This is a genomic window from Streptomyces sp. sk2.1, assembly GCF_008120935.1.
Classification (GTDB): Bacteria; Actinomycetota; Actinomycetes; order Streptomycetales; family Streptomycetaceae; genus Streptomyces.
The window spans coordinates 22,758-43,181 of record NZ_RDBO01000089.1; the positions used below are offsets into that span (position 1 = coordinate 22,758).

General features: G+C 72.3%; 20 protein-coding genes and 1 riboswitch. Of the genes, 13 read left to right on the top strand and 7 right to left on the bottom strand.

From position 1 onward, the window contains the following. On the top strand, nucleotides 1-1,981 hold a 1,981-nt coding region (locus tag EAO76_RS39860), incomplete at its 5' end, for a heavy metal translocating P-type ATPase (RefSeq protein WP_399463622.1). 82 nt (nucleotides 1,982-2,063) lie between these two features. Further along, nucleotides 2,064-2,615, top strand: a complete 552-nt coding sequence (locus EAO76_RS39865) for a DinB family protein (protein ID WP_148841138.1) — start codon at nucleotides 2,064-2,066, stop codon at nucleotides 2,613-2,615. Nucleotides 2,616-2,683: 68 nt separating this feature from the next. Here the strand turns inward: EAO76_RS39865 and EAO76_RS39870 are convergent, their stop codons facing one another. Next, nucleotides 2,684-3,946 (bottom strand): APC family permease, encoded by a 1,263-nt coding sequence (locus EAO76_RS39870; RefSeq protein WP_148841139.1) that lies wholly within the window; start codon nucleotides 3,944-3,946, stop codon nucleotides 2,684-2,686. Nucleotides 3,947-4,128: 182 nt separating this feature from the next. Between EAO76_RS39870 and EAO76_RS39875 the strand changes: the two genes are divergently transcribed. From EAO76_RS39875 to EAO76_RS39885, 3 genes are all read left to right on the top strand, one after another. After that, a complete protein-coding gene (locus EAO76_RS39875; RefSeq protein WP_148841140.1) occupies nucleotides 4,129-4,560 on the top strand; it encodes a hypothetical protein in 432 nt (143 codons plus the stop codon). 101 nt (nucleotides 4,561-4,661) lie between these two features. Next, complete coding sequence (locus EAO76_RS39880; protein ID WP_148841141.1) at nucleotides 4,662-5,333, top strand: DUF305 domain-containing protein; 672 nt, start codon at nucleotides 4,662-4,664, stop codon at nucleotides 5,331-5,333. 379 nt (nucleotides 5,334-5,712) lie between these two features. After that, a riboswitch (cyclic di-AMP (ydaO/yuaA leader) is annotated at nucleotides 5,713-5,899 on the top strand. 4 nt (nucleotides 5,900-5,903) lie between these two features. Further along, on the top strand, nucleotides 5,904-6,395 hold the full coding sequence (locus EAO76_RS39885) for a transglycosylase SLT domain-containing protein (protein WP_148841142.1): 492 nt from the start codon (nucleotides 5,904-5,906) through the stop codon (nucleotides 6,393-6,395). 12 nt (nucleotides 6,396-6,407) lie between these two features. Here EAO76_RS39885 and EAO76_RS39890 read toward each other — a convergent pair whose 3' ends face one another. After that, entirely contained in the window at nucleotides 6,408-7,565 is a 1,158-nt protein-coding gene (locus tag EAO76_RS39890; protein WP_148841143.1) for an FAD-dependent monooxygenase, read from the bottom strand. Nucleotides 7,566-7,661: 96 nt separating this feature from the next. Here EAO76_RS39890 and EAO76_RS39895 point away from each other — a divergent pair, with 96 nt between their 5' ends. Next, nucleotides 7,662-8,252 (top strand): TetR/AcrR family transcriptional regulator, encoded by a 591-nt coding sequence (locus tag EAO76_RS39895; protein WP_148841144.1) that lies wholly within the window; start codon nucleotides 7,662-7,664, stop codon nucleotides 8,250-8,252. Nucleotides 8,253-8,353: 101 nt separating this feature from the next. Here EAO76_RS39895 and EAO76_RS39900 read toward each other — a convergent pair whose 3' ends face one another. Further along, the gene (locus EAO76_RS39900) at nucleotides 8,354-8,656 is read right to left on the bottom strand and encodes a hypothetical protein (RefSeq protein ID WP_148841145.1); all 303 of its coding nucleotides are present in this window, start codon (nucleotides 8,654-8,656) and stop codon (nucleotides 8,354-8,356) included. Between the two features lie 350 nt (nucleotides 8,657-9,006). Here EAO76_RS39900 and EAO76_RS39905 point away from each other — a divergent pair, with 350 nt between their 5' ends. The 4 genes from EAO76_RS39905 to EAO76_RS39920 all read left to right on the top strand — a co-directional run bounded on the left by EAO76_RS39905 (nucleotide 9,007) and on the right by EAO76_RS39920 (nucleotide 13,343). Further along, nucleotides 9,007-10,404 carry an APC family permease gene (locus tag EAO76_RS39905; RefSeq protein WP_148841146.1) on the top strand — a complete coding sequence of 466 codons (1,398 nt, stop codon included), beginning with the start codon at nucleotides 9,007-9,009 and terminating at the stop codon, nucleotides 10,402-10,404. A 126-nt stretch (nucleotides 10,405-10,530) separates the two neighbouring features. Then, nucleotides 10,531-11,595, top strand: coding sequence for an NAD(+)/NADH kinase (locus tag EAO76_RS39910; protein WP_148841147.1), 1,065 nt, complete (start codon nucleotides 10,531-10,533; stop codon nucleotides 11,593-11,595). Between the two features lie 59 nt (nucleotides 11,596-11,654). After that, on the top strand, nucleotides 11,655-12,308 hold the full coding sequence (locus EAO76_RS39915) for an HD domain-containing protein (RefSeq protein WP_148841148.1): 654 nt from the start codon (nucleotides 11,655-11,657) through the stop codon (nucleotides 12,306-12,308). A gap of 162 nt (nucleotides 12,309-12,470) precedes the next feature. Then, nucleotides 12,471-13,343 (top strand): EamA family transporter, encoded by an 873-nt coding sequence (locus EAO76_RS39920; RefSeq protein WP_148841149.1) that lies wholly within the window; start codon nucleotides 12,471-12,473, stop codon nucleotides 13,341-13,343. Between the two features lie 380 nt (nucleotides 13,344-13,723). Here EAO76_RS39920 and EAO76_RS39925 read toward each other — a convergent pair whose 3' ends face one another. Then, nucleotides 13,724-14,314, bottom strand: coding sequence for a lytic polysaccharide monooxygenase (locus tag EAO76_RS39925; protein ID WP_148841150.1), 591 nt, complete (start codon nucleotides 14,312-14,314; stop codon nucleotides 13,724-13,726). A gap of 253 nt (nucleotides 14,315-14,567) precedes the next feature. On the opposite strand from EAO76_RS39925, the gene EAO76_RS39930 reads away from it, so the two are divergent. Next, complete coding sequence (locus EAO76_RS39930; protein ID WP_148841151.1) at nucleotides 14,568-16,064, top strand: glutamate synthase subunit beta; 1,497 nt, start codon at nucleotides 14,568-14,570, stop codon at nucleotides 16,062-16,064. Nucleotides 16,065-16,092: 28 nt separating this feature from the next. On the opposite strand, the gene EAO76_RS39935 is transcribed toward EAO76_RS39930, so the two are convergent. The 3 genes from EAO76_RS39935 to EAO76_RS39945 all read right to left on the bottom strand — a co-directional run bounded on the left by EAO76_RS39935 (nucleotide 16,093) and on the right by EAO76_RS39945 (nucleotide 17,886). Next, entirely contained in the window at nucleotides 16,093-16,590 is a 498-nt protein-coding gene (locus EAO76_RS39935; protein ID WP_148841152.1) for a nucleoside deaminase, read from the bottom strand. Nucleotides 16,591-16,711: 121 nt separating this feature from the next. After that, complete coding sequence (gene cynS, locus EAO76_RS39940) at nucleotides 16,712-17,182, bottom strand: cyanase (protein WP_148841153.1); 471 nt, start codon at nucleotides 17,180-17,182, stop codon at nucleotides 16,712-16,714. A gap of 98 nt (nucleotides 17,183-17,280) precedes the next feature. After that, nucleotides 17,281-17,886: a carbonic anhydrase gene (locus tag EAO76_RS39945; protein WP_148841154.1), complete on the bottom strand. Its 606-nt coding sequence runs from the start codon at nucleotides 17,884-17,886 to the stop codon at nucleotides 17,281-17,283. 122 nt (nucleotides 17,887-18,008) lie between these two features. On the opposite strand from EAO76_RS39945, the gene cynR reads away from it, so the two are divergent. Beyond that, nucleotides 18,009-18,911: a transcriptional regulator CynR gene (gene cynR, locus EAO76_RS39950; protein WP_148841155.1), complete on the top strand. Its 903-nt coding sequence runs from the start codon at nucleotides 18,009-18,011 to the stop codon at nucleotides 18,909-18,911. Between the two features lie 533 nt (nucleotides 18,912-19,444). After that, a complete protein-coding gene (locus EAO76_RS39955; protein WP_262376150.1) occupies nucleotides 19,445-20,311 on the top strand; it encodes a sterol desaturase family protein in 867 nt (288 codons plus the stop codon). Nucleotides 20,312-20,424 lie beyond the last annotated feature (113 nt).

Sequence of the window (20,424 nt, forward strand, 5' to 3'; positions counted from 1 at the left end):
GGCTGAGTCCGCAGGCCCCGCCCGGGACGCGGTCGCGACCGCCCGCCGCACCCGCCTCCTGGCCCTGGGCGAGGTCCGCTGGGCGGCCGCCGCCCTGGCCCTGTTCCTGACGGCCCTGCCCCTGCACCTGTTCGGCGCGCCGTGGTGGACCTGGGGCCCGCTGTACGCGCTCACCTACGCCGCGGGCGGCTGGGAACCGGGCTGGGAGGGCCTGAAGGCGCTCCGGGAGAAGACACTGGACGTGGACCTGCTGATGGTGGTCGCCGCCCTCGGCGCGGCCGCGATCGGACAGGTGCTGGACGGCGCCCTGCTGATCGTCATCTTCGCCACCTCGGGCGCCCTGGAGGCCTTCGCCACCGCCCGGACGGCGGACTCGGTGCGCGGGCTGCTCGACCTCGCGCCCGACACGGCCACCCGCCTCCTCGCCGACGGCGCCGAGGAGACCGTTCCCGCGCGGGAACTGCGGGTCGGGGACGTGATCCTGGTACGCCCCGGCGAGCGCGTCGGAGCCGACGGCCGGGTGCTCGGCGGAACGAGCGAGGTGGACCAGGCGACCATCACCGGCGAACCGCTGCCGGCACCCAAGGAACCGGGCGCCGAGGTCTTCGCGGGAACCCTGAACGGCACCGGGGCGCTGCGGGTGGCCGTGGAGCGCGACCCGTCCGATTCGGTGATCGCCCGGATCGTCGCCATGGTCGAGGAGGCGTCCGGCACGAAGGCGCCCACCCAGCTGTTCATCGAGAAGGTCGAGCAGCGCTACTCGATCGGCATGGTGGCGGCCACCGTCGCCCTGTTCGCACTGCCCCTGGCCTTCGGCGCGGCCCTGCAGCCGACCCTGCTGCGGGCGATGACCTTCATGATCGTCGCCTCGCCGTGCGCCGTGGTCCTGGCCACCATGCCGCCGCTGCTCTCCGCGATCGCGAACGCCGGACGGCACGGGGTGCTGATCAAGTCGGCCGTGGTGATGGAGTGCCTCGGCCAGGTCGACGCCGTGGCCCTCGACAAGACCGGAACCCTGACCGAGGGCACTCCCCGCCTCACCGACATCCGCCCGCTCACCGGCCCGGGCCTGACCGAGGACGCCCTGCTCACCCTGGCGGCTGCGGCCGAGCACCCCAGCGAACACCCCCTGGCCCGCGCCGTCACCGAAGCCGCCCGGACCCGCGGGCTCGCCCTGCCCGCCGCCGAGGACTTCGCCTCGGCACCCGGAACCGGCGTCACCGCCACCGTGGACGGCCGCACGGTCGCCGTCGGCGCCCCCGCCCGGCTGCCGGTCACCGCCACCGGCCACGAGGAGGAGGCGGCGGCACTCGCCGCGCGCCTGGAGGAGGACGGCCGCACCGCCGTGCTCGTCGTCCTCGACGGCACACCCGTCGGCGTCCTCGGCATCGCCGACCGCCTGCGCGCGGACGCCCGTACCACCGTCGAACGCCTCACCGGCCTCACCGGCAGCGCGCCGGTACTGCTCACCGGCGACAATCCGCGCGCCGCCGCCCGTCTGGGCGCCGAAGCCGGGATCGACGACGTCCGGGCCGGCCTGCTGCCGCAGGACAAGGTCCACGCCGTCAAGGAGCTGGAGGCCATCGGCCGGAAGGTGCTCGTGGTCGGCGACGGGGTCAACGACGCCCCGGCACTGGCCGCGGCCCACACGGGCATCGCCATGGGCCGGGCGGGTTCCGACCTCGCCCTGGAGACCGCCGACGCCGTCGTCGTCCGCGACGAACTCGCCGCCGTACCCACCGCCGTGGCGCTCTCGCGCCGCTGCCGCCGCCTCGTGGCACAGAACCTCGTGATCGCGGGCGTGTTCATCACCGGACTCGTCGTCTGGGACCTGGTGGGCACGCTGCCGCTCCCGCTGGGCGTCGCCGGACACGAGGGCTCCACGGTCCTCGTCGGCCTCAACGGCCTGCGCCTGCTGCGCGACGCCGCCTGGACCCGTGAGGCCGACGCCCTTCGCCGGAGCGGTGAGACCACTCCCTGACCCACCGCCAGGCACCGCGAGTCATCGGGCGGGTGGACCGGGGAGCGCCGGGATGTCGGTGCGGGGCCGTACCCTGCCCGCCATGAGTGATGACAACGAATCGGTCTTCCCGGAACCCCCGCTCGCGGGCGACGAGGCCGCCACCCTCGTCGGTTCGCTGGAACGCCAGCGGGCCACCCTGGCATGGAAGTGCGGAGGACTGGACAAGGCCGGACTGAACGCCACCCTCGGCCCGTCCGCGGTCACCCTGGGCGGACTGCTCAAGCACATGGCCCACGTCGAGGACACGCACTTCGCCCGGCTGCTGCTCGCGCGGAAACCGGGAGCCCCGTGGGACACCGTGGACTGGGAGGCCCGGCCCGACTGGGACTGGACATCGGCCGCCGATGACACCCCCGAGGAACTGCTGACGCTGTGGCAGGAGGCCGTGGCCCGCTCCCGCGCCCTGGTCGCCCAGGCACTGGCCGACGGCGGCCCGGGAAGCCTGGGCCGGTACACCACGCCCGGCGGCGAGTCGCCCGGCGTGCGACGGATCCTGATCGACATGATCGAGGAGTACGCCCGGCACGTCGGCCACGCCGACCTCATCCGGGAGTCGGTGGACGGACTCGTCGGGGAGGACCCGCCGCGCTGACGACCGCGCCCGCCGGGCCGGTCGGCGCGAACGGCACGGCGGTCAACGACCCGTCCGCAGGGCCCCGTTCACCGGCGGGCGCGCCCGAGGGCCCCGCGCACGCCGTACGCCGCGGCCCCGGCCGCCAGCACCGCGACACCGGGGACGACCGACGCCGACGGCAGCGCGAAGGCGAGCAGCAGACAGCCCGCCAGACCGATGACGGGCACGGCGCGGGGCGGCCGGCCCTCATCGGGGCCGAGCGTCCAGGCGGCCGCGTTGGCGACGGCGTAGTACACGAGGACGCCGAAGGACGAGAAGCCGATCGCTCCCCGGACGTCCGCGGTGGCGGCGACGACGGCCACCACGGCACCCACGACGAGCTCCGCCCGGTGAGGGACGGCGAAGCGCGGGTGCACCGCGGCCAGGACGTGCGGCAGATGACGGTCACGGGCCATGGCCAGGACGGTGCGTGAGACACCCAGGACGAGCGCGAGCAGCGAGCCGAGCGCGGCGACGGCCGCACCGGCCCGGACCACGGGCACCAGACCGGGCACCCCCGCAGCGCGCGCGGCCTCGGCCAGCGGCGCCGGGGAATGGGCGAGGCGGTCGGGGCCCAGGACGGCGAGCAGGGTGACGGCGACGGCGGCGTAGACGAACAGGGCGATGCCCAGCGCGAGGGGGATCGCCCGGGGGATGGTGCGCCGCGGGTCGCGGACCTCCTCCCCGAGCGTGGCGATCCGCGCGTAGCCCGCGAACGCGAAGAACAGCAGCCCGGCCGCCCGGAGCACACCCCCGACGGTGGCGTCCGCACCGACGGCCAGGCGCCCGGCGTCCGCGGTGCCGCTGCCGAGCCCGGCGGCGACCACCGCCGCGAGGACGGCGAGGACGAAGGCGACGACCACCCGGGTCAGCCGGGCGGACCTGTGCACACCGACGCAGTTGAGGGCGGTCAGCGCCACCACCGCGGCGACGGCCACCTCGTGCTCCCGGCCGGGCCACACGTAGGAGCCGACGACCAGTGACATCGCCGCGCAGGAAGCCGTCTTGCCGACAACGAAGCCCCAGCCGGCGAGGTGGCCCCAGAAGTCGCCCAGACGCTCCCTCCCGTACACATAGGTGCCGCCGGACTCCGGGTGGCGGGCGGCCAGCCGAGCGGAGGACGTCGCGTTGCAATAGGCCACCACCGCCGCCAGGCCCAGGCCGATCAGCAGACCCGACCCGGCCGCGCCCGCGGCGGGCGCCGGCGCGACGAAGACGCCCGCCCCGATCATCGAGCCCAGGCCGATCACCACGGCGTCGAACACGCCCAGACGGCGCCTCAACCCGCCTGTTCCCGCCGATGCGTTCATCGCTCCACTCCCTGTCGGCCACTCCGTGCAGGAGGTCCGCGGACGGCCGGGGCGCCCGATCCGGGGGCACGGTAGCCGAACAAGGTGTCCGGCAGGGGGCGCGGTGGGACGGACAAACCCGGTGGGGGTATCGTCGGGGCTCGTACCGCAGGACCCGTACGACCGAGGAGTTCGAGGCAGCCGTGGATCGCGGACCGGCGCGCGCACCGGGAGTGTCCCGGCTGCTCGTGCTGTGCGCCGTCCTGTGCGGGCTGTTCCTCATGCACGGCGCCCCGGTCGGCGCGGCCGGGGGCTGCCACGACGCGATGACGACGGCCCCGGAGCCGTCCGGGCCGCTGCCCGCCGCGCTCATGGAGATGGCCGGTCACGCCGCCGCGCAGCACGGGGACGGCCCCGTCCGGGCGGCCGAGGACCTGTCCTCGGCGAGTGGCGAGTCGTGCGTGTTCACCCAGGCCCGCGACCGGGTGCTGCCGCTGCTCCTCGCGCTGGGCCTGGTGGTCCTGGCGGCCCGGGGTGTCACCGGGCGCCGTGCGGCCGTGCGCGGGCCGAAGCGACGGGGGCCGCCGTTCGGTGGCAGGGAGCTGCTGCTCCAGGTGTGCGTCGCGCGGACGTGACGGGGCCCGCCGGTTCGGGCCCACCGCGGCCGGACCGGTCGGACGACCCCATCCGTTCCGCGTGCCACCGACGTGGCGCGTCCACCTGGAAAGAACCCAGCATGCGCGTTTCCCCGCCCACCGCCGCCCGTCGCCGTCGCGCACTCGCGACCGCCGGTACCGTCGCCGCCCTCGCCCTGGCGCTCACGGCGTGCGGCTCCTCCGACGACACGAAGTCCGACGGCTCGTCCATGCCCGGCATGGACCACGGCTCCGGCAGCGCCTCCGCACCGGCCGCCGGGGGCGGTGCGTTCAACGACGCGGACGTGAAGTTCGCGCAGGAGATGATCCCGCACCACCAGCAGGCCATCGAGATGGCGGAGTTGGCCGACGGCCGCGCCGCCGACGCCGAGATCAAGAAGCTGGCCACCGCGATCGAGAAGGCCCAGGACCCCGAGATCAACACGATGAAGGGCTGGCTGAAGTCGTGGGGCAAGCCGCTGCCGGAAGCCCCGATGGGTGACATGCCCGGAATGGATCACGGCTCGGACGGTGCGGGAATGCCCGGAATGATGTCCGACAAGGACATGGACGATCTGAAGGCCGCCAAGGGCAAGGACTTCGACAAGAAGTTCGCCCAGCTCATGATCGCCCACCACCAGGGCGCGGTCACCATGGCCGAGGACGAGCGGAAGAAGGGCGACAACGCCGAGGCGAAGAAGCTCGCCGAGGCCGTCGTGACGGCCCAGACCGCCGAGATCGAGCAGATGAACAGGATCCTCGAAAGGCTCTGATCCCGAAAGGAGTGCGGCCCCGCCGAGCGGGGCCGCACTCCCCGGATTCCTCGTCGGGATTCCTCATCCGGGCGAGAGGAACGCAAGCCCGCAGGTGTTCTGCCCCGTTTCGCCCGCCGGGCAATAAGGTGCCCAATGCACCTTTTGTCGCTGTTTGCTGACATTTGAAATGCCTCTTTTGTGACCATGTGGCGCGCATCACGTCCGGCGCCCGTGATGTCGCCCCGCGCGGACCGGTTCCCTTTTCCCGCAAGGGAATGTGGTCTCTCGGTGTGAAGTGCGTTACTGAATTCCTCGTCATTCGATCTTGTGAATGAATTGTGTGCGGAATTCGGGGTCTTGTTCCTTTCGGTGTTTCTCGCCTACGGTCACCGTCAATCCGGACGGAACGCCGAATCCTGCCGCTGTCCGGCAATCCGACTCACTCGTGCACGGCAGGAACGGGGGACCCAGGCAAGCCGCCGGTCCGGTATCCGGAACGGCTCGGGGTGAAGCCGCATTCATGTGCGGCCGGGCATCTCCAGCCCGAACCCGACAGCTCACCCCGTAGGCGGCGGAGAGGAATTCACCATGCTCGCAAAGGGCGCGTACCGTCGTCGCAGGCCCGTCCCGCCGGTCCGGGGCCTCATCGCCGTGGGCACGGGCGTGGCCGCCCTCGTGCTCCCGCTGGCCGTCGCCGGAACGGCTTCGGCGACACCGGCGCAGTCCACCGGCGTCGTCGCCGCGCAGTCCGCGGCGTACACGAACGACCTGGACGGCTGGATCAAGGAGTCGCTGGCCGTCATGGCCCAGCACGGCATCCCCGGCAGCTACGAGGGCATCCACCGCAACATCATGCGCGAGTCCTCCGGCAACCCCCGGGCCATCAACAACTGGGACTCCAACGCCGCCGCGGGCACGCCCTCCAAGGGGCTTCTCCAGATCATCGACCCCACGTTCCGCGCCTACCACGTGCCCGGTACGTCGATGGACAGCTACGACCCGGTCGCCAACATCACGGCGGCGTGCAACTACGCCGCCGCCAGGTACGGCTCCATCGACAACGTCAACGGGGCCTACTGACGTACCGCGCGGTCAGTCCGGCCGCGGAGGCGTCCAGTCGGCGTGCCGCAGGACGGCACGGACGGTGACCCGCGACGGTGCCAGCCGCAGCGCCGCGTCGCGCAGCGCGACCGCCACCGGATGCGACAGCTGCTGCCCCATCCGGCCGGCCCGACGAGCCGCCCTCGCGACCGACTGGCTGCGGGGGCGGCGCTCGGCGTCGTAGCGGCGGAGCGCCGATTCCACGGAAGGTCCGGTGCGGAGCGCGGCGGCCAGCGACACCGCGTCCTCCAGTGCCTGGCAGGCACCCTGGCCGAGGTTCGGGGTCATCGCGTGGGCGGCGTCGCCGAGAAGAGCGACCCGCCCGACCGCGTAGGAGGGCAGCGGGGTGACCAGCTCGTTGACGTCGTGGTGCAGCACGGCGCCGGGCCGGGTCGCCGCCAGCAGGGCCGGAACGGGGTCGTGCCAGTCGCCGAACCGGCGGCGGACCTCGGCGAGCGGGTCCCGATGGCGCACCCCGGCGGGTGAGTTGAACACCGCGTGCCACTCGGCCCGGCCGTCCGCGAACACGATGTGACCGAACTCGGCCCCCCGGCCCCAGGTCAGCTCGAAGTCGGTGCTCAGTTCCACCGGCGACTCCGTGATGGCGCGCAGCACCGTCGAACCGCTGTGGACCGGGCCGGGGTGCTCGGGGAAGAGCCGTGCGCGCAAGCGGCTGTTCACGCCGTCGGCGGCCACGACCAGATCCGCGTCGAGAACGGTGTCGCCCGCGGCGAGTCGCACCCGGGAGGCGTCGGAGCGGTCGACGGAGGTCACCTCGGCCCCGGTGACCAGGGACCCGGCGGGCAGTGCCGCGCGCAGCAGCCGGTGCAGCACGGCCCGCGGAATGCCCATGATCGGGGTGCCCAGCTCGCGCTCCAGTGCCGCCCCGTCCATGCGCGCCAGCAGGCGTCCGTCCGGGGCGCGGGTGCCGCCGGTGTACTGGGGCCGGGCGGCCGCGCGCACCGCGGCCCCGACACCGAGGGCGTCCAGTGCGCGGATGCCGTTCGCGTGCAGGGAGATGCCCGCGCCCGCGTCGTCCGGTCCGGTGCCGCGTTCGAGGACGGTCGTCTCCCAGCCGGCACGGCGCAGCCCGATCGCGGCGGCCAGTCCGCCGATGCCCCCACCGACCACCACCGCGCTGCCGCCCATGCCGCCCCCTCTTCCGTGCCGTACCGCCACGCCCTCGGGCTTCTACAGCTGTAGAAGGAGAGTACTACGCCACCTCTACAGGTGTAGAAAGAGGGGATGAGTACCGATCGACGCACCGTTCTCGCCGACGCGGCCATCGAGGTGCTGGCCGACGAGGGGATGCGCGGACTGACCCACCGGGCCGTGGACCGGGCGGCGGACCTGCCCCCGGGCACCACCTCGGCCTACTTCCGCACCCGCCGGGCCCTGCTCACCGGGCTCGTCCGGCGGCTCGTCGAACGGGACCAGGCGGAGCTGCGGGCGGCGGGGGAGCGGACCCCGGCGCCGCGGACCCCCGGCGAACTCGCGGACGGGCTCGCCGCGTTCGTCGCGGGACGGCTCACCGGGGAGGGGCGGCGGCGGTCGCTCGCCCGCTACGCGTGCGCGGTCGAGAGCGTGCGCCATCCGGAACTGCGCGAGATCCTCGTACCGCGCCGGAACGCGGCCCGGGAGATCGTGCGGGAGTTCCTGGACGCACGGGGCGTGGCGGACGCCGAGGGGCGCACCCTCACCCTGCTGGCCTGCGTGGACGGGCTGGTCTTCGACCGGCTGGTGAGCGGTGGCGGCGTGCCGGGGGACGAGATCGCGGGACTGGTCGCCGCGGCGCTGCGGGAGCCCGGAGCGGGCGGTGAATCTCCGGCCCCGTGAACGGTGTACGGCGATCGCGCCGACGCGTCCGTCCTGGGCCGGTCCGGGGCGGCGCGCCCGCGGGCGGCCCCGGAGGCGTTGCGCGACCGACCCCGGAGGCGCTACGCGACCGGCCCGGGTTCCCTGCCCGGTGACGCGGGGACGGTCGCCGCCCCGCCCTCCCGGACCGCCCGCACCGCCGTCTCGTGGAGGTGCCGGCTGTCCTCCTCCGAACAGCACGGCACGGGGCTGCCCGACATGGTGAACCAGTCGATCGCGCCGGTGTACTGCACGGTGATCTGGGCGGTGTCGTCCGCCCAGGTCGTATGAACGGTCAGGTCCCCCGACAGGACACCGACCTCGTCCGTGAGCACACCACCGCGCCCGGAGAACACACTGCGAGTCGTCCATGACGCCCAAGCCATGACTCCAGGCTGGCACCAAGACGGCCGATGCGCGACCCGCGGCCGTCGCGCCCCGCGTCCCCGGCCGGCCGTGCCACGCCTTCCGGCATTCGGATACGGGCGAAACATTCCTCCGGGGACGGCTGCGGTTCCCGTACCCGCCGACCCCCGGGAAAAGAAGCGCTGTTAGCGCAAAAACGTCGGATCGGTGCTCCAAAACAACGAATTCCGAAGGTGAACAGCTCTTGACCTACGGAACTCGTCGAGATTGCATGTCGCGCTGGGAGCGCCGAAACCACTCATCACGTCCTCGTCTGGAGGCGATACCGCTCCCGCGCTCGAACACCATCACTGTTGATCGGAACCGCACGATGACCGACACGCTCAGCGCTCCCCAGGCGCTCGCCCCAGCGACCGGCCCCACCCCACAGAAGCTCAGGCGTTCCATCGGCGTCGTGGGCGGAACGCTGCTCACGCTCTCCTGCGTGACGCCCGCCTCGACCCTCTTCGTGGTCGTGCCGGACCTGTTCTCCAGCCTCGGCACGTACACCGCCCTCACCATCGCCATCGGCTCGCTGCTCTGTATCGCGGTCGCCTTCTGCTACTCGGAGCTCGGCACCCTCATCCCGAGCGCCGGCGGCGAGTACGCCATGGTGTCGACGATGGCGGGACGGCTGGCCGGATGGCTGGTCTTCGTGCTCTCGCTGCTGGTCGTGATGATCGTGCCCCCGGTCATCGCCATGGGGACCGCCGACTACCTCGCGCCCGTCGTGCACATCCCCGCCCCCGTCGCGGGTGCCGGGGTCATGCTCCTCGCCACCCTCGCCGGCCTCCTGGACCTGCGCGCCAACGCGTGGATCACCGGGATCTTCCTCGTCCTCGAAGTGATCGCGGCGGCCGTCGTCGCCGTGCTCGGCTTCGCGCACTCCGAGCGCGGCGCCTCCGCGCTGGTGCACGGATCGGTCGTCCAGCCGGACGGCGGCACGTCGCACGTCACGGCCATGATGGTGATCTCCGGGCTCGCGATCGCCCTCTTCATCACCCAGGGCTTCTCCACGGCCGTCTACCTCTCCGAGGAACTGGAGAACCCGCGGCGCAACGTCGCCCGCACCGTGCTCGCCACCCTCGCCATCTCCACGGCCGTCATCCTCGTCCCCGTCATCGCCATCACCCTGGGCGCACCGGACCTGGAGGCGCTGACCTCCGGCGACCTCAACACCATGGTCGCCGCCTGGTCCAACTCGGCCGTCGGCACCTTCGTCAGCCTCTGCGTCGCCCTCGCCATCATCAACGCGGGCATCGTGATGGTCATCCAGAACTCGCGGGTGCTGTTCGCCTCCGCCCGCGACAAGGCATGGCCCGCGCCGGTCAACCACGCCCTGTCCCGGCTCGGCCGGTTCGGCTCCCCCTGGGTGGCGACCCTGATCGTCGGCGTGCCCGGCGCGGCCCTGTGCTTCGTCAACCTGGACACCCTGTACGGCGTCACCGGCGTCTCCGTCACCGCCATGTACCTGCTGGTCGCCGTCGCGGCCCTGCTCTGCCGCCGGGGCGCGCACCGCGAGGCACCGGCCTGGCGCATGCCGCTGTGGCCCGCGGTCCCCGTGCTGCTGATCGTCGTGCTCGCGTACATCCTGACCCAGCAGGAGTCCGAGTACCTGCTGTGGACCGGCGGCATCACCGCGGTCGCCACGCTCTACTGGGCGTTCTACCTGCGCCCCCGCAAGGAGACCCACTGGACGGTCAGCATCCCGGAGGACGCGCGGGCCTGACCTTCCCCGGACACGTTCCGCGCGGTGCCCGGCCGTCGGCGAGGAGTCCCCGCCGACGGGCGGGCACCCTCCCGATGCCCGCACAGTGGGGGGAGGACGTCGTCGGAACACGGGAGTCGTGGCGGGATGAGTGTCGAGCGGGTCGGAGTCGTCGTTCACCAGGGCCGCCCCGAAGCCGTCGTCGCGGCGGAAGTCGTCCGTGACTGGTGCGCCCGCGAGGGCGTCCCGTGCACGGACATCGACGTGTGGCGCGACGACACGCGCAGACGCGGCGGACGCGAGGAGGCCGAGGTCGCGGGCAACCCCGACCTCGTCGTGACGCTCGGTGGCGACGGGACGTTCCTGCGCGGCGCCAGGATCGCCGCCAAGAACGGCGGCGCCGTCCTCGGGATCGACCTGGGCCGCGTCGGCTTCCTCACCGAGGTGCCCGCCGGGGAGGTCGTCCGGGCGCTCGACGCCGTCCACCGCGACCGGGCGGAGATCGAGCAGCGCATGACCCTGACCATGCGGGCCTCCCGGGTACTGGAGGTGCCCCCGGACATCGACGCCCTGATGGCCTACGGACAGCGCCCCGTGCTGCCGCCCCCGCAGATCGCCCCCGGCGAGGAGGCCACGGCGGAGGGCTGGGGCGTGGCGCTGGACGTCACCGCGCTCAACGACGTCGTCGTGGAGAAGCTCGCGCGCGACCGGCAGGTGAGCCTCGGCGTCTACATCGGCGGCCGGCTCCTCGCCTCGTACTCCGCAGACGCGGTCATCATGGCCACCCCCACCGGCTCGACCGCGTACAGCTTCGCCGCGGGCGGCCCGGTGGTCTCGCCGCGCATGGACGCCGTCCTCTTCACTCCCGTGGCGGCACACATGACCTTCGACCGCACCGTGGTCGCAGCGGCCGACGAACCGGTCGCCGTACGGGTCCTGCCCCACTCGGGACAGGCCGCGGTGACCATCGACGGCCAGCTGCGCGGCGTACTGGGCGCCGGGGACTGGCTCGGCGTGTACGCGGCACCGCGCCGCCTGCGGGTCGTCAGGCTCGGCCCGAACGACTTCTACGGACGACTGCGCACCCGTCTGCGCCTCACCGACGCCCCGGCCACGGCCGCCGACGGCGAGAGCGCACCGCTCTTCCGCCCCGACGGACCGGTCCCGCACGACCTGGCCCACCTCCATCTCTCCCCGGCGGCCAGGGACTGAGGACCGCCCGGCGAACCGGGCCCACGAGGCCGGAACCGCCGTACGACAAAGGAGTTCTCATGCCCGACAGCACCGATCTCCCCGCCTTCACCGCCGTGCCGGTTCCCGACACCGCACTGGCCTCGGCGGCGACCCAGCTGGTGCGCGACACGACCGACGACCTGATCTACCACCACTCCCGCCGCGTCTACTTCTTCGGCGGGCTCCGGGGACGCCGGGGCGGGCTGAGCTTCGACCCGGAGCTGCTCTACGTCGCGGCCATGTTCCACGACCTCGGCCTCGGCGAGGAGTTCCGCGGCAGCGGGCGCCGGTTCGAGGTGGACGGCGCCGACGAGGCACGACGGTTCCTGCAGGGGCACGGGGTGCCCGAGGACAGCGTCCGGCGCGTCTGGACGGCCATCGCGCTCCACACGACACCGGGAATCCCGTCGTTCATGGAACCCGAGGTCGCGCTGGTGACGGCCGGTGTGGAGTACGACGTGCTGGGCATCGGGTACGACGACCTCGACGAGGCGGACCGGGCCGCGATCGTCGCACTCCATCCCCGGCCCGACTTCAAGCGACGCATCCTCAGGGCCTTCACCGAGGGCATCGAAGGCAAGCCGGACACCACGTTCGGCAATGTGAAGGCCGATGTTTTGGAGCGCTACACACCCGGGTTCGAGCGCGGCAACTTCGTGGACACCATCCTGAACTCCGCCTGGCCGGAGTGACCGGGACGGGAGGACCGCGCGACCCGGACGAGGACGGCACCCGTCGTTATAGTTGGCGCCCACAGGAAAGCGACGGACGGTGCGGAGGAACGGCCGTGCGGGGCCGGTGAGTTCGGGTCCCCACCACGCCGCGTTCCCCACCACCCACGGAAGGGTCACGCGATGCCGGCCGTCCTCGTCCTGCTGCTCTCCGGCACCTGGCTGCTCTCCGGCGCCCTGGTCACCGGGACCGATCCGCTGATCGTCGCCGTGGGCCGGACCGCCGTGTGCTGCGCGGTGCTCACCGCCGTCGCCGCCGCCACCGCGGACGGCCGGGCCGACCTGCGCCGGGCCGCCGCCCGGCCGGGCACCGTCTGGCTGCTGGGCCTGCTCGGATTCGCCGGGTACGCGGCAGGGACCCTCCTCGCCATCCCGCGCATCGGTACCTCGCTCACCAACCTCGTCGTCGCGCTGATGCCGTGCGCCTCGGTGGCGGTCGGCGCGCTGTTCTTCGCCGAACGGTCCGGGCCGCGCAAGGTGGCGGGGGCGGTGCTGGCCTGCGCGGCGGCGGCCGGGTACGCGGCGCTCGGCGCGGACGCGGGTGACGCGGACGGGGCGGGGCTGCTGCTCGTGGCGGCGGCGACCGCGGCCTTCGCCGTGTACGGATTCCTGTACAAGGAACGGCTGTCGGGGCTGCCGCCGCTCGCCGTGCTGCCCGTGCTGCTCGCGGCCGCCACCTGCCTGCTGCTCCCGATGGCCCTGCCCGCGCTGATCGCCCACCCCCCGACACCCGCCGCGACCGGCGGCATCGTCGTGCTGGGCGCGGCCGTCTACGCGCCCGCCTACCTCGTGCAGCACCGGCTCATCCTGCTCCGCGGACCGGTCTTCACGGCCGCCGTGCAGCTGGCCGTGCCCTTCACCGTGCGGCTGGGCGACTGGGCGCTGGGCACCGCGCCCGCCCCCTCGCCCGCCGAGCTGCTGCTCCTGGCGGTGTGCTGCGGCGGGATCGCACTCGTCACCCTCCGGCCGCAGCCCCGGCTCGCCGCCGCCGAATGACCACAGGGGCTCAGGTTCCGGGCCGCTCCCCGGCAGTCGTCGCGTCGACCACCGGTGCGCACGGCTGGGCGTGGGTCCCGGGGCATCGCTCCCGTCGGCCACCCGGGCCGTGACCGGCCGGGTGCACGGCGGCGGCGAGCCGGGGCTGCGGCCCGTGCGACGGCCCGGCCCGTCCCCGGTGTTTGCCGAGGCCCCGTCACCGGCGTCGGAGCGGCGACGCCGTAGGGCGCGGCCGGGAAAACCGGTCGACGGGCGAGCACCGGCACGCGGCGATGTCCGGTACCGCCCGTCGGCCCGAACGCCTGAACCTCGTACGCCGGTGATTCCCTGTCCGGGGCGGGCCCACCCCGGACAGCGGCTCGTGCGGGTGCGGACCGGTCTCAGAAGGTGACGTCGGAGCAGGCGTAGAACGCGTTGCCGGTGTCGGCGATCGTCCAGACGCCGAGGATCAGGTGCTTGCCCGACTTCTGCGGCAGTACCCCGGCATGGGTCACGGTGGACGCCGGCAGCCGGCCGCCGAAGGGCACGGTCAGGAACGGCTGGGGGTCCAGGTCGGCCCGGGTGAGGGGCTTGGTGGGGTCGTAGCCGTCCTTGGTGATGTAGTACCGGAAGTCGGTCGTGGCGTGCCGGGCCGAGATGCGCCAGCGGAAGGTGTAGCTCTGCCCGGCGGTGACCTGGGTGGCGGGCCAGTTGCCGCCGCGCGGGTCGTCGAGCTCGGAGAACCGTCCGATGCCGCCGGCGCAGATGGTGCCGTCGACCGGGCCGCGCGCGGGGAAGCCCTTGGGCCCCTCGACGCTCGGCGGCTCCCACTGGATCTGGCCACAGTTGCGCACGGTGCCGTTGCCGCACAGCTGCTGACGGCTGATGGGGGCGTCGGTGTAGCCGTGGCTCTGCGCGCTGCCGGTGGTGACGAGGAGGGAGGCCCCGGTGATCCCGAGACCGAGTACTAACGAGGTGATCCTTCTGCGCATGCTTCGCTCCTGGGGAGGTGTGGGCGCTGAGAGGCGAGTGGGGGACACACTTCCACTCCACTAGGTCTAGACCAACTTCGAGACTAGCCAGGGCGAATGGTCATGTCCATACCAGTCATGTGCCGTTGTGCGACCCGTCGGTAACCGTCCCGGCCGCACCGGAGGGGCGCCGCCGGTGCGGTGTGCCGGTCGGCGGAGTGGGCGTACGCTGACAAAAACGCCTGCACACCGCGAGTGAGCGATGGAGGCGGCCATGACCGACCCGCACGGCTTCCTCAGATTCCCCCGCCGACCCGTCCCGGCACGGCCGGTCCGGGAACGGCTGGGCGACTGGAACGAGGTCCACGCGGGACAGGCGCTCCTCCCTCTCGTCCGGGAACAGGCCGGGCGCTGCATGGACTGCGGCATACCGTTCTGCCACCACGGCTGCCCCCTGGGAAACCTCATCCCCGAGTGGAACGCGTACACGAGACGGGAGGACTGGCGGGCGGCCGCCGAGCGGCTGCACGCGACGAACAACTTCCCGGAGTTCACCGGACGGCTCTGCCCCGCACCGTGCGAGGACGCCTGCGTGCTCACCATCGACGCGGCCCCGGTGACCATCAAGAACGTCGAGCAGGCGATAGCCGACCAGATCTGGGAACGCGGATACGCCGCGCCGTGCCCGGCCGCCCGGCCCAGTGGAAGGACCGTCGCCGTCGTCGGCTCCGGCCCCGCCGGTCTGGCCGCGGCACAACAGCTCACCCGCACCGGCCACACCGTCACCGTCTACGAGCGCGCCGACCGCGTCGGCGGGCTGCTGCGCTACGGCATCCCCGCCTTCAAGATGGAAAAGCACCACCTGGACCGGCGCATCGGGCAGATGCGGGCCGAGGGCACCGAGTTCCGCACGGGGGTGGAGGTCGGCGTCGACCTCGACGCCGCCGCGCTCGCCGCACGGCACGACGCGCTCGTCGTCGCCATCGGCGCGGGGGAGCGGCGGGAACTGCCCGTCCCGGGGCGCGAACTGGGCGGCGTCCACCAGGCGATGGACTATCTCACCCTGGCCAACCGGGTGGCCGAGGGCGACCGCCCCTCGCCGGGCATCACCGCCGAGGGCAGACACGTGGTCATCATCGGCGGCGGGGACACCGGCTCGGACTGCATGGGCACCGCCCTGCGCCAAGGGGCCGCCTCCGTGGTGCAGTTGGACATCAACCCGGAGCCGGGGGAGAACCGGCGGGACACCGAGCCCTGGCCCGTGCGCCCGAAGGTCTACCGGGTGTCCCACGCCCACGAGGAGGCCCGGGGCCGGGACGGTGCGGACCCCCGGCTCTTCTCCTCGGCCACCCTCAGTTTCGAGGGGGACCGGACCGGCCGGGTGCGCGAGCTGCGCCTGGTGGAAGTGGAGCCCGGAACCAGGAGACCGCTTCCGGGCGCCGAACGGGACATCCCGGCGGACCTGGTCCTGCTCGCCCTCGGCTTCCACGGCCCCGAACGCGGCACGGGACTGATGCGGCAGCTCGGCCTCACCCTGGACGACCGGGGGAACTTCGCCCGGGACACGGGCTTCGCGGCCGGGCCGGCGACGACGCCCGGCGCCGTGGCGGACGGCGTCTTCATCGCCGGGGACGCGGGGCGCGGCCAGTCCCTCGTGGTGTGGGCCATCGCGGAGGGGCGGTCCGCCGCTGCCGCCGCGGACCGCTATCTGAGCGGCTCCACGGTGCTGCCGGCGCCCATCGCCCCGGAGGACCGGCCCCTGACCGCCTGACCGTGCGAACGGCCCGGTGGCCGGTGGCTCAGGCCGTCGGAGCGCCCGCCACGCGGCGCTCGCCGCCGTTGCGCTCCTGCCACGCCCGGTAGACGTCGACCGCGGCCCCGTGCGGCTCGTGGCGCATCGGGAGGCGCCGCTCGTCCCAGTTCTTGGCGAACTCCTCGTAGAAGTTGTCGAGTTCGAAGTACTTGCGGTCGTCCACGTAGTGGGGCTCGTACTCCTCGCGGGTGGTGAGGAAGACGACCTCGTCGGGCGAGCAGTAGTAGAGGGAACCGAGGCACATCGGGCAGGGATGGGCCAGTACGTAGATGGTGGTGCCGGTCAGGTGCTCGGTGCCCAGCTTCCGGCACGCCTCGCGGATGGCGAGGATCTCGGCGTGCGCGGTCGGATCGCCGCTCTGGGCGACCTTGTTCGCCGACTCGGCCAGGATCCTGCCGTCCTTGACGATGACGGTCGCGAACGGTCGGCCGCCCTCGTCGACGTTGCGCCGGGCGAGGCCGATGGTGCGCTGTGCGAAGTCCACGGGATTTCCTTCCGGGAGGGGGCGGGCGCGAAGGCGCCCGGTGGGCCCGTCCGAAAGACAACGGGGCGGCCCGGCGACGCCGTCGGCACGGACCGCCCCGTTGTCTTTCGGACGGGCCGGATCAGAAGGGCTTGGTCGGCAGGTACTTGCCGTCCAGGGTGATCACCGCGCGCTCGCCCCCCTCGGGGTCGGCGACCTTCTTGACGTCCAGCCTGAAGTTGATCGCGCTGATGATGCCGTCCCCGAACTGCTCGTGGACCAGGGCCTTCAGCGTGGTGCCGTAGACCTGGAGCATCTCGTGGAAGCGGTAGATCGTCGGGTCGGTGGGGATGCCGCCGGGGATGGAACCTCGGGTCGGGATGGTCTGCAGCAGCGCCGCGTCGTCCTCGTCCAGACCCAGCAGCTCGGCGACGGCCGCGGCCGATGCCTCGGGCAGTGCGTGCTGGCCGAGCACGGCGGCGGTGACGAAGGCGACCGACAGTTCCGCGGCGTCGGCGATCTGCTGCCACGACACGTCCTTGCGCGTCTTGGCGGCGACGGCCCTGGCGGCGAGGTCCTGGCGGGCGGTGGCGTCGAACTGTGCGTGCACCATGGGAGGGTTTTCCTTTCGGGGTGTGCCGTTCGCCGGAACCGGACGGAACGGCGGGTTCGGGGGTGCGGCTCCATGACGGGAGCCGGGTGGGGGAGGGGTCAGGCCGTGAGGGCCGTGGGCCGGTCGACGGTGCCGAGCCGGTCGACGGTGCCGGTGGCTATGTCGTAGACCCAGCCGTGCAGGGTGAGCGAGCCGGAGGCGGTGGCACGTGCCACCGAAGGGTGGGTGGACAGGTTCGCCAGCTGGCTGAGCACGTTCTCGCGCACCAGCGCGGCCACCTTCGCGGCCCCCGACTCGACGGTGGTGGTGCGGGCCACGGAGGCGTCCGCGTGACGCAGCCAGCCGGCGATCGCGGGTGCGTCGCTGAGGTCGTGGCGCTCGGCCAGGGCGGTCATCGCGCCGCAGGCGGAGTGCCCGCACACCACGATGTCCGTGACGCCGAGGACGGCGACCGCGTACTCGATGCTGGCCGCCACACCGTCCGGTCCGGGAGTGTGGGCGGGGACGAGGTTGCCCGCCGTACGGATGACGAACAGCTCACCCGGCTCGCTCTGGGTGATCAGCTCCGGCACCACACGGGCATCGGAGCAGCCGATGAACAGCGTCGTGGGCCGGTGGGTGCCGGCCAGGCGGGCGAAGAGCTCCGCCTTGGCCGGGAAGACGTCCTGCTGGAAACGCGCGATGCCCTCGCTCAGATCGTGCATGGTCACTCCCTTCGGAATCTGCCGGCCGGTGAGGCTGACGAGATCCACCATGCACGACCTGCATCTATAGCGTCCAAGACGCAATAACCATGACTGCTATCGATGACATCTATAGTTCAGTCATGGCCCCGGAACTCCGTCATCTGCGCTACCTGCTCGCTGTCGCCGAGCACGCCAACTTCACCCGTGCCGCGGAGGACCTGCGCGTTTCCCAGCCGACTCTCTCCCAGCAGATCAAGCAACTGGAGCGCGCCGTCGGCGTACAACTGCTCGACCGTACGGGCCGCACCGTGCGGCTCACCGACGCGGGCGAGACCTATGTGCACTACGCCCGCCGCGCGCTGCGCGACCTGGCAGCCGCCGAGCGCGCCGTGATGGACGTGGCCGACCTGTCCCGGGGGCATCTGAGGCTGGCGGTGACCCCCACCTTCACCGCCTACCTCGTCGGCCCGCTCACCGCGGAACTCCAGGCCCGGCACCCCGGCATCACCCTGACCCTCCGGGAGATGGCCCAGGACCACATCGAGGCCGGGCTGCTGGCCGACGAGACGGATCTCGGGATCGCCTTCCACGGGTCCCATCTGCCCGGCATCGGCGCGGCGGAGCTGTTCACCGAGACCCTCGGCCTCGTCACCGGGCTCCCCCACGCCGGTGACCGCGACCGGCCGCTGCCGGTCCGGGACCTCGCGGAACACCGACTCGCGCTCCTCAGCGGCGACTTTGCCACCCGCGGTCACATCGACGCCTACTTCTCGGCCCACGGGATCGAGCCGCGGATCGTGGTGGAGGCCAACTCCGTCCAGGCCCTGACCGAGATCGTCGAACGCACCCCGCTGGTCACCGTCCTGCCCGACGCCATCACCCACGACAACCCCCGCCTCGTCCCCGTCCCGCTCGACCCCGCCCTGCCCGCCCGCACGGTCACCCTCCTGCGGCGCGAAGGCGCCTACCGGAGCGCCGCCGCCCGGGCCTTCATCCGCCTCGCGCGCGACCTCGTGCGCGCCCGCGGCTACGCCTCGGCCTGACGCGGTGCCGTGCGGGCCCCGGCCTGACGCGGTCGCCGCCCCGGCGTGATCGAGGGAATGCGAAAGCCGAAAAGAAAAAGCAGATCAGTATTATTAACGATCATATTCGTGACGGGTTCATTGGTTCACGATTCACCGGCCGTATCCACTCCGTTCAGCGGGAATCGAACTGAGTGATGATTCCCGTCACAGGTGTTCCGGGGTGTCGGCGGGAGGCTTGAATTCGACGGTTGAGGTCGGTGATCGGGGAAAAATTAGTAGGGCGGGTTCGCCCGGCGGTCGTACTCGGGTCCATGGGGCCCGTGGGGCGACTCGCACCATCCGAGCAGACCAGGATCCAACCGTGCATGACAGGCGGCGGCCGACGCACTGTTCCGGCATGCCCCGGGGCGGCGAAAGGCTGTCTCCTTCCAGGTCCGCGCCCTTCTGTGCTGGTTCCTTTCGTAAAGGTGCTGTGAGTGGAAAATCGTGAGCCGCTGCCCGGCGGTGAACCGGAATCCGATTCCGGTCCCGCCCGCGGGGCAGGGGGACCCCTGTCGCCGGCGCGCGCGGTCCTGCGTGTGTCGGGGTACCCGCTCCTGCTGGTGGGCACGGTCTCGGTGGCCGTCGTGGCGCTGTGTCTCGACTGGGACCCCGATCGGGTGAGTCCGTTCTTCCTGCTCGGCACCATCGGGTATCTCACCGTTCTCGAACGCCTGATTCCGTACCGGCGCGCCTGGCATCCGAACTCCAGGGAGTGGCGTTGGTACGGCATCTACTTCGTGCTGACGATGGTGGCCAGCGCCTTCGCGCAATACCTGGTCTCCACGATGGTTTCCCTCATATCCCCGGACGAGCCGATATTCAATCTCTGGGTGGAAATTCCCGGAGCGTTGTTGACCGGCTCACTCGCCAGTTATCTGGTGCACCGGTTCGGTCACACAAATGCGATACTGTGGCGATTCCACGGTGTGCATCACGTGCCGGAAAAAGTCAACGTCGCCAATAATGGCGTCAACCATGTCCTTGATATCGTCCTCGCCCAAGGGTTTGTTCAAATTGCCCTGGCGCTGGTCGGTTTCTCCCGTGAATCCGTATTCGTCGTCGGGCTTTTCGTGGCCGCTCAGGGATATTTTGTCCACGCGAACATCGACGTACGCATCGGCCGACTCAACCATGTGTTCGCCAGCCCCGAGCAGCACCGGTTGCATCACAGCACCGATCTGTCCGAGGCGGGCCACTACGGTTCCGATCTGTCGATCTGGGACCACGCATTCGACAGCTACACCTGGCGGCCCGGCCGTGAACCGGTCGCCGTCGGACTCGGCGACCCCGCTTCCTTCCCCCGCACCGGGGAGATCGTCGCCAGCCTTCTCCATCCCCTGCGCCGTGCGAAGAGGGGCGGGGTCGGTTCTTCCTGAACCACCCCTTCCCACGGGAAACCGCACGGATCCGGTACCGCACCGGTGCACGGCCGCACGGCTCCATGAGACCGCACGGCCGCGCATCCGCAATGCCCGGAAATCCGCACCGT

Coding starts and splice junctions, on each gene's coding strand:
- EAO76_RS39865 (WP_148841138.1), top strand. CDS start 2,064: ATGAGTGATGACAACGAATCGGTCTTCCCGGAACCCCCGCTCGCGGGC.
- EAO76_RS39870 (WP_148841139.1), bottom strand. CDS start 3,946: ATGAACGCATCGGCGGGAACAGGCGGGTTGAGGCGCCGTCTGGGCGTG.
- EAO76_RS39880 (WP_148841141.1), top strand. CDS start 4,662: ATGCGCGTTTCCCCGCCCACCGCCGCCCGTCGCCGTCGCGCACTCGCG.
- EAO76_RS39885 (WP_148841142.1), top strand. CDS start 5,904: ATGCTCGCAAAGGGCGCGTACCGTCGTCGCAGGCCCGTCCCGCCGGTC.
- EAO76_RS39890 (WP_148841143.1), bottom strand. CDS start 7,565: ATGGGCGGCAGCGCGGTGGTGGTCGGTGGGGGCATCGGCGGACTGGCC.
- EAO76_RS39895 (WP_148841144.1), top strand. CDS start 7,662: ATGAGTACCGATCGACGCACCGTTCTCGCCGACGCGGCCATCGAGGTG.
- EAO76_RS39900 (WP_148841145.1), bottom strand. CDS start 8,656: ATGGCTTGGGCGTCATGGACGACTCGCAGTGTGTTCTCCGGGCGCGGT.
- EAO76_RS39905 (WP_148841146.1), top strand. CDS start 9,007: ATGACCGACACGCTCAGCGCTCCCCAGGCGCTCGCCCCAGCGACCGGC.
- EAO76_RS39910 (WP_148841147.1), top strand. CDS start 10,531: ATGAGTGTCGAGCGGGTCGGAGTCGTCGTTCACCAGGGCCGCCCCGAA.
- EAO76_RS39915 (WP_148841148.1), top strand. CDS start 11,655: ATGCCCGACAGCACCGATCTCCCCGCCTTCACCGCCGTGCCGGTTCCC.
- EAO76_RS39920 (WP_148841149.1), top strand. CDS start 12,471: ATGCCGGCCGTCCTCGTCCTGCTGCTCTCCGGCACCTGGCTGCTCTCC.
- EAO76_RS39925 (WP_148841150.1), bottom strand. CDS start 14,314: ATGCGCAGAAGGATCACCTCGTTAGTACTCGGTCTCGGGATCACCGGG.
- EAO76_RS39930 (WP_148841151.1), top strand. CDS start 14,568: ATGACCGACCCGCACGGCTTCCTCAGATTCCCCCGCCGACCCGTCCCG.
- cynS (WP_148841153.1), bottom strand. CDS start 17,182: ATGGTGCACGCACAGTTCGACGCCACCGCCCGCCAGGACCTCGCCGCC.
- EAO76_RS39945 (WP_148841154.1), bottom strand. CDS start 17,886: ATGCACGATCTGAGCGAGGGCATCGCGCGTTTCCAGCAGGACGTCTTC.
- cynR (WP_148841155.1), top strand. CDS start 18,009: ATGGCCCCGGAACTCCGTCATCTGCGCTACCTGCTCGCTGTCGCCGAG.